Annotated in this window: 19 protein-coding genes; all 19 read right to left on the minus strand. The window is 41.4% G+C overall.

From position 1 onward, the window contains the following. Window positions 1-109 precede the first annotated feature (109 nt). Window positions 110-490: a 30S ribosomal protein S11 gene (rpsK, locus tag ACKI5B_RS12930; RefSeq protein ID WP_296850174.1), complete on the minus strand. Its 381-nt coding sequence runs from the start codon at window positions 488-490 to the stop codon at window positions 110-112. Window positions 491-509: 19 nt separating this feature from the next. Continuing rightward, a complete protein-coding gene (gene rpsM, locus ACKI5B_RS12935; RefSeq protein ID WP_407429431.1) occupies window positions 510-881 on the minus strand; it encodes a 30S ribosomal protein S13 in 372 nt (123 codons plus the stop codon). A gap of 10 nt (window positions 882-891) precedes the next feature. Continuing rightward, window positions 892-1,005 (minus strand): 50S ribosomal protein L36, encoded by a 114-nt coding sequence (gene rpmJ, locus ACKI5B_RS12940; protein ID WP_184660867.1) that lies wholly within the window; start codon window positions 1,003-1,005, stop codon window positions 892-894. 134 nt (window positions 1,006-1,139) lie between these two features. After that, window positions 1,140-2,471 (minus strand): preprotein translocase subunit SecY, encoded by a 1,332-nt coding sequence (gene secY / locus ACKI5B_RS12945; RefSeq protein ID WP_407429434.1) that lies wholly within the window; start codon window positions 2,469-2,471, stop codon window positions 1,140-1,142. A 52-nt stretch (window positions 2,472-2,523) separates the two neighbouring features. Next, the gene (rplO, locus tag ACKI5B_RS12950; protein WP_407429436.1) at window positions 2,524-2,997 is read right to left on the minus strand and encodes a 50S ribosomal protein L15; all 474 of its coding nucleotides are present in this window, start codon (window positions 2,995-2,997) and stop codon (window positions 2,524-2,526) included. Then, window positions 2,997-3,182 carry a 50S ribosomal protein L30 gene (rpmD, locus tag ACKI5B_RS12955; protein ID WP_407429438.1) on the minus strand — a complete coding sequence of 62 codons (186 nt, stop codon included), beginning with the start codon at window positions 3,180-3,182 and terminating at the stop codon, window positions 2,997-2,999. The genes rplO and rpmD overlap by 1 nt, the downstream gene beginning before the upstream one ends. Window positions 3,183-3,184: 2 nt before the next feature. Beyond that, on the minus strand, window positions 3,185-3,703 hold the full coding sequence (rpsE, locus tag ACKI5B_RS12960) for a 30S ribosomal protein S5 (RefSeq protein WP_407429440.1): 519 nt from the start codon (window positions 3,701-3,703) through the stop codon (window positions 3,185-3,187). 8 nt (window positions 3,704-3,711) lie between these two features. Further along, window positions 3,712-4,077, minus strand: coding sequence for a 50S ribosomal protein L18 (gene rplR / locus ACKI5B_RS12965; protein WP_407429442.1), 366 nt, complete (start codon window positions 4,075-4,077; stop codon window positions 3,712-3,714). 14 nt (window positions 4,078-4,091) lie between these two features. Then, the gene (rplF, locus tag ACKI5B_RS12970; RefSeq protein ID WP_407429444.1) at window positions 4,092-4,631 is read right to left on the minus strand and encodes a 50S ribosomal protein L6; all 540 of its coding nucleotides are present in this window, start codon (window positions 4,629-4,631) and stop codon (window positions 4,092-4,094) included. Between the two features lie 12 nt (window positions 4,632-4,643). After that, the gene (rpsH, locus tag ACKI5B_RS12975) at window positions 4,644-5,042 is read right to left on the minus strand and encodes a 30S ribosomal protein S8 (protein WP_407429446.1); all 399 of its coding nucleotides are present in this window, start codon (window positions 5,040-5,042) and stop codon (window positions 4,644-4,646) included. A 13-nt stretch (window positions 5,043-5,055) separates the two neighbouring features. Beyond that, window positions 5,056-5,241, minus strand: coding sequence for a type Z 30S ribosomal protein S14 (locus tag ACKI5B_RS12980; protein ID WP_407429448.1), 186 nt, complete (start codon window positions 5,239-5,241; stop codon window positions 5,056-5,058). Between the two features lie 9 nt (window positions 5,242-5,250). Further along, entirely contained in the window at window positions 5,251-5,802 is a 552-nt protein-coding gene (gene rplE, locus ACKI5B_RS12985) for a 50S ribosomal protein L5 (RefSeq protein ID WP_407429450.1), read from the minus strand. After that, entirely contained in the window at window positions 5,802-6,116 is a 315-nt protein-coding gene (rplX, locus tag ACKI5B_RS12990; protein ID WP_407429452.1) for a 50S ribosomal protein L24, read from the minus strand. Before rplX ends, rplE begins: the two co-directional genes overlap by 1 nt. Window positions 6,117-6,129: 13 nt before the next feature. Continuing rightward, on the minus strand, window positions 6,130-6,498 hold the full coding sequence (gene rplN, locus ACKI5B_RS12995) for a 50S ribosomal protein L14 (RefSeq protein WP_296686711.1): 369 nt from the start codon (window positions 6,496-6,498) through the stop codon (window positions 6,130-6,132). 18 nt (window positions 6,499-6,516) lie between these two features. Then, window positions 6,517-6,786, minus strand: a complete 270-nt coding sequence (rpsQ, locus tag ACKI5B_RS13000) for a 30S ribosomal protein S17 (protein ID WP_407429455.1) — start codon at window positions 6,784-6,786, stop codon at window positions 6,517-6,519. Window positions 6,787-6,796: 10 nt separating this feature from the next. After that, entirely contained in the window at window positions 6,797-7,015 is a 219-nt protein-coding gene (rpmC, locus tag ACKI5B_RS13005; RefSeq protein WP_407429457.1) for a 50S ribosomal protein L29, read from the minus strand. A 10-nt stretch (window positions 7,016-7,025) separates the two neighbouring features. Next, a complete protein-coding gene (rplP, locus tag ACKI5B_RS13010; RefSeq protein WP_407429459.1) occupies window positions 7,026-7,442 on the minus strand; it encodes a 50S ribosomal protein L16 in 417 nt (138 codons plus the stop codon). A gap of 5 nt (window positions 7,443-7,447) precedes the next feature. Further along, window positions 7,448-8,215, minus strand: a complete 768-nt coding sequence (gene rpsC, locus ACKI5B_RS13015; RefSeq protein WP_407429461.1) for a 30S ribosomal protein S3 — start codon at window positions 8,213-8,215, stop codon at window positions 7,448-7,450. Between the two features lies 1 nt (window position 8,216). Beyond that, on the minus strand, window positions 8,217-8,556 hold a 340-nt coding region (gene rplV, locus ACKI5B_RS13020; protein ID WP_407429463.1), incomplete at its 5' end, for a 50S ribosomal protein L22.

The following is an 8,556-nucleotide window of genomic DNA, read 5'->3' on the forward strand; positions in this document are numbered from 1 at the left end:
AGATTTATATCCTCTGACTTTCCAACTATCTGATAGTAACTATGCTTCTTTTGGAAGCAACTAAAATTCACAAAGACAGGAACATAAAATCCCTGCCAAGTGAACAATGCTACATACGGCGAGTTTTGCGAGGACGACATCCATTGTGTGGAATTGGTGTTGTATCTGCGATTGATTTTACTTTCAATCCCAAAGCACCAAGTGCACGGACAGCATTCTCTCGGCCCATTCCAGGACCTTTTACATAAACGTGAACTTCTCGAAGTCCATAGCTTACAGCTTTCTGTACTGCTGTTTCAGCAACAGTCTGAGCTGCAAATGGAGTTGATTTTTTTGCTCCACGGAATCCGAGACCGCCAGAAGATGCCCATGAAAGAGCATTTCCGTTCAAATCTGTAATAGTTACGATAGTATTGTTGAACGTAGCCTGGATATAAACATTTCCCTCGTATACGCTCTTCTTTTCCTTTCGTTTTTTTGCAGTTGCCATTAACTACTCCTTCGCCTACTTAGACTGCCTTCTTCTTGTTAGCAACAGTCTTCTTCTTACCTTTGCGTGTACGTGAATTTGTACGTGTTCGCTGACCACGACACGGCAAGCCTTTTCGATGGCGAAGACCACGGTAACAACCAATATCCATCAAGCGCTTAATGTTAAGACCGATTTCTGAGCGAAGATGACCTTCAACCTTGTACTCTGCGTCAATCAAAGTACGGATTTTAGCCAATTCGTCCTGATCCAAATCGTTAATCATTTTGTTTGGATCGATTTTTGTCTTTTCACAAATTGCCATTGCTGATGAACGACCAATACCGTAAATGTAGGTCAATGCAACAAAGACATGTTTATTTGGGAGGTCAACTCCCGCAATTCGAGCCATCTGTTACTCCTTAACCCTGCTTCTGCTTATGCTTTGGATTTGAACAAATGATACGGATAATTCCGTTTCGTTTGATAACCTTACACTTATCACAGATGGGCTTTACGCTGGTTCGTACTTTCATAAAAGTCCCCCTGGGGATGATAATATACTTTACTTGAATCATGGCAGTTCGCAATGAACTACAATCCAAGTCCGATGAGTATATCACAAATCCCCATTCTTATTCTATAGGAAAACCAAGAAATTCTGTAAAATTTACAAATTTCTTGATCTCAATTTGCCTTTCTTAACAAGACCATCTGCATGGTGCATTTTAAGAAGAGCTTCAACCTGACTCATTGTATCAAGGTCAACACCAACCAAAATCAAAAGCGAGGTACCACCCATCAGCATGGAAATTGACTGAGGGAAGCCAAAAAGATTCTGGATGATTGTCGGCAAAACTGCAATTGCAGCAAGATAAAGAGAGCCCGGCAATACAAGTCTATTCAGAACTCTTTGCATATATTCTTCTGTTTTGTCTGTTCTGATTCCTGGAATAGAACCACCGTTTTCACGGATATTCTTTGCGATTTCTGTAGGGTTCAGGGTTACCTGAGTGTAGAAGTATGCAAAGAAAATGATAAGAAGAACAAGAAGAACATTGTAAAGTAAACCGGTTGGATTCAATTTTGCTGAAAGCGAAGAAATCCATCGGGCTGAATTCTGACCATTACCAAGACTAGAAACAATCTGCAGCGGGAATGTAAGGAACGACGAAGCGAAAATTACTGGAATAACTCCCGAAGGATTGATTTTAAATGGAATGTATGTGCTCTGACCGCCATACATTTTTCGTCCAACTACACGCTTAGCATAGTGCACAGGAATTTTTCGTTCACCTGACTGTTCATAAACTACAAAAGCAATAATTGCAGCGAACATAATAAGAACGATAATTACAAATACTGGATTAAGACCATTTTGAACACTGTGATAAAGTTCAATAACAGCATGTGGCAAACGAGCAACGATACCTGCAAAAATCAAGATAGAAATTCCATTTCCGATACCATGTGCCGTAATTTGATCACCAAGCCAGACTGTAATCATTGCACCTGTTGTAACAGTGAGCATTGCAAGCAGCTTGAATGCAAGCGGATTCTCAAGAGCAATAGCTCCAGGAATGCTTGAAGCATAAACAGTAACTGCAAGTGACTGAATCAAACATACAAAAACTGTACCAATTCGAGTCCATGCAGCAATTTTTCTCTGACCGCCATCTTCCATTGCAGCTCTTTTGAGTGAAGGGAAGATAATCAGGGCAAGCTGCAGAATAATCTGTGTTGAGATGTAAGGCATTACACCTAACATGAACACAGAAAAATTAGAGAACGCACCACCGGCAAAAAAGTCCATGTAACTGGCAAACGCATTTTTATTCTGTCTTGCAAGTTCATTGAAATAATTTACAAGAACCTGAGCATTGATTCCCGGAATAGTAAGAACACATCCGAGACGGAAAACTACGAGTATAACAAAAGTAAAGAAAATGCGGTCACGCAATTCTTTAATTCTGAACATATTTGCAATTGCATTGTTTGCCATGTCTTTCTCCAAAGACTAATAGCCTAGGTTTGAACCTAGACTATTAAAACTTTTATTTTGATTCAGTTGTTTTTACTTCAGCTTCTTTTACAGAGCCGCCAGCTTTTTCGATTTTAGCTTTTGCAGAAGCAGAAACTTTATCTACATTAACTGTAAGGCTTTTTGTCAAATCTCCGTTTCCGAGGATTTTTATCAAAGCTCCAGAAGCTTTTACTAAACCTTTTGCTTTAAGAGATGCAGCGTCAACTGTTTCTCCAGCAGAATATCTCTGCTCAAGAAGATCAAGGTTAACTACAGCATATTCTTTCTTGAAAGGATAGTTTGAGAAACCGCGGTGAGCGATGCGGCGATAAAGAGGCATCTGTCCACCTTCAAAGCCTACATATGGTCCGCTCTTTCCAGAACGTGACTGCTGACCTTTATTTCCTTTACCAGCTGTTGTACCGAGTCCAGAAGAAGAACCTCGTCCTACTCTCTTCGGCTTTTTGTTTGCGCCCTCAGGTGCGTGCAAAAGAAAATCAGACATTATTCAGCCTCCTCTACTTTAACAAGGTGAGCAACAGAATTTACCATACCAAGAATGGCAGGTGTTGCTTCATGAACAACTGTAGAGCTAATCTTTTTGAGACCAAGACTGCGGACAGTTGCCTTTTTTTCAGGTTTCTGACCAATAACGCTCTTTACGAGAGTAACTTTAATTTTCTTAGCCATAATTAACCCCACATATCCTGCAGAGATTTACCTCTGTTAGATGCGATTTCTTTAGCATCCATAAGATTTTCAAGTGCGTTGAATGTAGCACGAACTACGTTAACTGGGCTTGAAGATCCCAATGATTTAGAAATAACATCTGTTGCTCCAATTGCATCCATAATGGCACGAACTGTACCACCAGCAATAATTCCAGTTCCTGGACAAGCTGGTTTAAGAAGAATTGAAGAACTCTTATAGTTACCAAGCATTTCATGTGGCAAAGTTCCGTTCTTTACTGGAACGAACATTAAATTTCTCTTTGCTTTGTCAATGCTCTTTCTAATTGCTTCAGATACATCATTAGCTTTACCAAATCCATATCCAACGCGGCCTTTTCCATCACCTACAACTGTAAGAGCTGAGAAAGACATTCGGCGTCCACCTTTTACAGTTTTTGCTGTACGGTTTAATCGAACGAGCTTTTCTACGAACTCTTTCTGCTCTTTGTGATCTTTGTCAAACTTATTCTGGCGTTCCATAGAGTCTCCTAGAAAATGATACCTGCTTTGCGGGTTCCATCGGCAAGGGCCTTTACAACACCATGGTACAGATAACCATTGCGGTCAAAGACTACAGTTGTAATCTTTTTATCCTGCAAGCGTTTTCCAAATGCTTCACCAAGTTTTGCAGCACCTTCAGTATTTGGCTTAAGGTCAGCAAATTCTTTTTCCAATGTGGAAATTGAAGCAAGGGTGTGTCCCTTATCATCATCAATAACCTGAGCATAAAGATTCGTATTGCTTCGATACACAGTCATGCGTGGACGGCTAGCAGTTCCGTAGATTGACTTACGGATATGAACCTTACGATGCAGGCGTGTTCTTGCTTTGTCATTCATTTTTTTAACGAACATTGTGTTACCCCGCCTTATTTAACGCCGGTCTTACCGACTTTGCGTCTGATGACTTCATCATCGTAACGAATTCCTTTGCCTTTGTATGGCTCTGGAGCACGTAATTTACGAATCTGAGCGCTGAATTCACCTACCAGCTGTTTTGAAATACCAGTGATAGTAACTTTTCCACTTGGGTCTGTTGTAACAGTAAGTCCTTCAGGGATAACTGCGATGAAGTCAGATGAATATCCGAGGTTCATTACAAGCTCTTTACCTTTAACTTCTGCACGATAACCTACACCAGTGATGATAAGTGATTTTGTGAATCCCTGTGTAACACCAACGACCATATTATGAATGAGATTGCGGTACAAGCCGTGAGCGGCACCCGCATTCTTTGATTCATCAACTGGTTTTACCAGCAATTCGGCACCATTTACTTCAACAGTTACCAGATTGTTGATTTTTTCTTTTAGTTCACCTTTTGGGCCTTTTACAGTAACAAGCCCAGGATTTACAGTGATTGTAACTCCCGCTGGAATAGCAACAGGAAGCTTACCAATTTTAGACATATCTTCCTCCTATTACCAGACTTTGCAAACTAATTCACCACCAACCATCTTTTCGCTGGCTTTTTTACCAGTTGTAACACCAGTAGAAGTAGAAACAATCAAAGTTCCCAAGCCATTGTAGATGCGTGGCAAATCTTTATAACCAGAATAAACTCGGCGACCTGGAGTAGAAATTTTTTCTACACCGTGGATAACCGGATTATTTGAATCATCATACTTCAAGAAAATACGGATGATATTTTTTCCTTCTTCCTGAACTTTCTTGAAATTCTTAATGTAACCTTCTGTTTTCAGGATTTTAACAATTTCCAACTTAAGTTTTGATGTAGGAACATCAACTTTCTCGTGGCGAACCTGAACAGCGTTACGAATCTTTGTCAGCATATCTGCTATTGGATCTGATACACTCATTTCTATTCCTCCACTACCAGCTAGATTTTGTTACGCCTGGCAAAAGGCCTTCACTTGCCATTTTGCGGAAACAAATACGGCACATCTTAAACTTGCGCAAATAACCGCGAGGGCGACCGCAAATCTGACAGCGATTATATTCTCGTGTCGAATACTTCTGTTTGCGGGCTGCCTTGATAACCATTGATTTCTTAGCCATGATTCCTCACTACTTCCTGAAAGGCATGTTGAACTTGGTAAGAAGTGCTTTAGCCTCAGCATCGGTTTTTGCACTTGTTACGATTGCGATGTTCATACCAGCGATCTTCGTAATTTTGTCGAAGTCAATTTCTGGGAAGATAATCTGTTCAGTAATACCAAGAGAGAAATTTCCGTGTCCGTCAAAACCAGTTGCTTTGATTCCGCGGAAATCCTTTACACGAGGTAATGCTACATTGATGAGGCGGTCCAAGAATTCGTACATATTGTTACCGCGCAATGTTACCATTACACCAACTTCATTGCCCTCACGCAATTTGAAGTTTGCAATACTCTTTTTCGCTCTAGTCTTTACAGCATGCTGTCCAGTAATCTGAGTAATATCAGCTACTGCGGCGTCAAGGAGTTTCTTGTTGGTGAGAGCTTCGCCAACACCCATGCTGACTACGACTTTTTTAATAGCCGGAATCTGCATAACAGATGTGTAACCGAGTTCTTTGAAGAGCTCTGGGGCGATTTTGTCCTTGTAGACTTTCTTAAGCCGTGGTACGTAATTATCCATTACAGTGCTTCTCCACATTTACGGCAGACACGAATCTTTTTGTCGCCGTCGATTTTATAACCAGCGCGTGTTACACCACATTTTTTGCAAACAAGTGCAACATTTGAGATATGGAGTGGAGCTTCGACTTCTACGATTCCACCCTGATCCTGCTGGCTTCGTTTTCTCATTGCCTTTTTGACAATGTTGATTCCTGAAACGATAACTGCATCTTTTTTAGTAAGAACGCTTACAACTGAACCGCGCTTACCTTTGTCTTTTCCTGCAATTACCTGGACGGTATCGTCCTTATGGATTTTGAATTTCTTGTTCATTATTCAATTCTCCTTACAGAACTTCCGGCGCAAGTGATACGATTTTCATACAATCCATATCACGAAGCTCACGGGCTACCGGTCCAAAAATTCGTTTTCCTTTTGGATTTTTATCTGCATCAACGATAACGCAGGCATTGTCATCAAAGCGGATATAAGTTCCATCAGGACGGCGGTATTCTTTCGCAACGCGAACGATAACTGCCTTTTCTACTGCACCTTCTTTAATAGTAGAAGTAGGAATTGCTTCCTTAATTGCTACTACAACAACATCACCGATTCCGGCATATCGGCGGTGTGAACCACCGAGAACCTTGATTACCTGAGCTCTTTTAGCTCCGGAGTTATCGGCTACTGTCAAATTTGATTGCATCTGAAGCATGTCTTTAACTCCTTAAGCTTATTTAGCTCTTTCGATGATTTCTGCAAGTCTCCAGCACTTATCTTTGCTGATTGGACTGCATTCTACTATTCGAACTGTGTCACCAATGTGAGCATCGTTCTTTTCATCGTGTGCCTTACACTTCTTTGTTCGTGTAACATATTTTTTGTAAAGGGTATCCATTTTTTTCGTATCAATTGATACAACGATGGTTTTGTCCATTTTATCACTTGTGACAATACCAACGAAAGATCGTTTACCACCCTTTGTCTTAACCTGTTCTGCCACGGGTCAGCTCCTATTTATTTGCTCCGGCAATTTCTTTTGCCCGGATAAGCGTGTTCAAGCGGGCAATATCGCGGCGCATTGTACGCTTCTGCATAGGGTTATCTACATGGCCGATTACCGACTGGAATCGAATATCCATGTATTTCTGTTTAAGTTCATTTCGCTGTGTAACCAACTCAGCGTAAGAAAGTTCTTTTACATTCTTTTTTGATTTTTTTGTATCAGCCATTTCTTACTCCTTAGTCTTTAGTTGGTTTGAAAGCAATTTTAGTTTTGATAGGAAGCTTTGCAGCAGCAAGCTCAAGAGCACGCTCAGCAAGCTTAACATCAATACCACCAATTTCAAACAAGATTACACCTGGTTTGATAGAAGCTGCCCAGAATTCTGGAGCACCTTTACCTTTACCCATTCGGGTATCAGCAGGCTTTTTTGTAATCGGTTTGTCTGGATAAACACGAAGCCAAACATTTCCTTTTCGTTCAAGTTTACGGTTGATAGCAACACGAGCAGCCTCGATATGCTTTGCGCTCAACCAAACCGGTTCCATTGCTACGAGAGCAATTTCTCCGAAATCGATAGTGTTTGCACGTGTGGCACAGCCTTTGATTCTGCCGCGCTGTACCTTACGGTGAATAACTCTTTTAGGACTAAGCATTTACTTTACTCCTTTGACCCAGCATCTGAAGATTTTGAGTCGCGAGGTTTTTTGCTTCTTGGCTTTTCACCAGCGTCTCCCTGAGAGCGATCATGGCGTGGTTTACGAACCAACTGACCAGCATCTTCCTGAGGATCTTTGCCATATTTCATGCCATTGTAGACCCAAACTTTGATACCGATTTTACCATAAGTTGTGTGTGCTTCAAATGTGCCATAGTCGATGTCAGCGCGAAGAGTGTGAAGTGGAACTCGTCCCTCTTTGTGCTCTTCAGAACGCTTCATATCAGCTCCGCCAAGACGTCCAGACAATCGGATCTTGATTCCCTGTGCTCCGCCTTTCATAGCATTTGCAGAAGACTGTTTGAGAGCCTTACGGAATGAACCGCGTCCTGCAAGCTGACGGCCGATATTCTGTGCGATAAGAGAAGCATTGATATCAGCACGTTTGATTTCCTTGATCTTAATCTGAACTTTTTTAGTCAGTTTAGACTGGATTTCAGCGCTGATTTTTTCAATATTTGCACCCTTAACACCAATAATAACACCTGGGCGTGCTGTATGAATTACGATAGTAACACGCTGCGGATGACGAACAATTTCGATTTCTGCAATGTCAGCATTCTGACATTCTGGCAGAGCCTTTACCATATTGCGGATTTTCATATCCTCAATAACAAGGTCTGCATATTCACGTGGATTAGCATACCAGCGTGACTGCCAAGTCTTGTTGATTCCAAGACGCAAACCGATCGGATTTACTTTCTGACCCACTTTATTCCCCCGCCTTCTCGTCAACAATGACGGTGATATGACACATGCGTTTCAAGAGCTGATCAGCACGACCGCGAGCGCGGAACCAAACTCTCTTGAGTCTCGGACCTTCGTCAATACGAATTTCTTTGACATAGAGCATATCTTCATCGAGATTCTTGTTTGCGAACAGAGCGTTTGCAACAGCTGATTTAAGAGTACCTTTAATCAAGCGTGCACCTTTCTGTGGCATATTATCAAGAATTGCCAATGCTTCTGAGCATGACTTCTTATAGATTACACGAGCAACAGGGCGAACCTTTGTTGGTGATGCAATCAGGAATTTTGTAGTGGCTACATAA

This window comes from Treponema sp. (assembly GCF_045657965.1).
In the GTDB taxonomy this organism is placed as follows: domain Bacteria; phylum Spirochaetota; class Spirochaetia; order Treponematales; family Treponemataceae; genus Treponema_D.

Bases quoted from the DNA above. Each gene is read 5' to 3' on its own strand.
- rpsK (WP_296850174.1), bottom strand. From the start codon at position 490: ATGGCAACTGCAAAAAAACGAAAGGAAAAGAAGAGCGTATACGAGGGA.
- rpsM (WP_407429431.1), bottom strand. From the start codon at position 881: ATGGCTCGAATTGCGGGAGTTGACCTCCCAAATAAACATGTCTTTGTT.
- rpmJ (WP_184660867.1), bottom strand. From the start codon at position 1,005: ATGAAAGTACGAACCAGCGTAAAGCCCATCTGTGATAAGTGTAAGGTT.
- secY (WP_407429434.1), bottom strand. From the start codon at position 2,471: ATGGCAAACAATGCAATTGCAAATATGTTCAGAATTAAAGAATTGCGT.
- rplO (WP_407429436.1), bottom strand. From the start codon at position 2,997: ATGTCTGATTTTCTTTTGCACGCACCTGAGGGCGCAAACAAAAAGCCG.
- rpmD (WP_407429438.1), bottom strand. From the start codon at position 3,182: ATGGCTAAGAAAATTAAAGTTACTCTCGTAAAGAGCGTTATTGGTCAG.
- rpsE (WP_407429440.1), bottom strand. From the start codon at position 3,703: ATGGAACGCCAGAATAAGTTTGACAAAGATCACAAAGAGCAGAAAGAG.
- rplR (WP_407429442.1), bottom strand. From the start codon at position 4,077: ATGTTCGTTAAAAAAATGAATGACAAAGCAAGAACACGCCTGCATCGT.
- rplF (WP_407429444.1), bottom strand. From the start codon at position 4,631: ATGTCTAAAATTGGTAAGCTTCCTGTTGCTATTCCAGCGGGAGTTACA.
- rpsH (WP_407429446.1), bottom strand. From the start codon at position 5,042: ATGAGTGTATCAGATCCAATAGCAGATATGCTGACAAAGATTCGTAAC.
- ACKI5B_RS12980 (WP_407429448.1), bottom strand. From the start codon at position 5,241: ATGGCTAAGAAATCAATGGTTATCAAGGCAGCCCGCAAACAGAAGTAT.
- rplE (WP_407429450.1), bottom strand. From the start codon at position 5,802: ATGGATAATTACGTACCACGGCTTAAGAAAGTCTACAAGGACAAAATC.
- rplX (WP_407429452.1), bottom strand. From the start codon at position 6,116: ATGAACAAGAAATTCAAAATCCATAAGGACGATACCGTCCAGGTAATT.
- rplN (WP_296686711.1), bottom strand. From the start codon at position 6,498: ATGCTTCAGATGCAATCAAATTTGACAGTAGCCGATAACTCCGGAGCT.
- rpmC (WP_407429457.1), bottom strand. From the start codon at position 7,015: ATGGCTGATACAAAAAAATCAAAAAAGAATGTAAAAGAACTTTCTTAC.
- rplP (WP_407429459.1), bottom strand. From the start codon at position 7,442: ATGCTTAGTCCTAAAAGAGTTATTCACCGTAAGGTACAGCGCGGCAGA.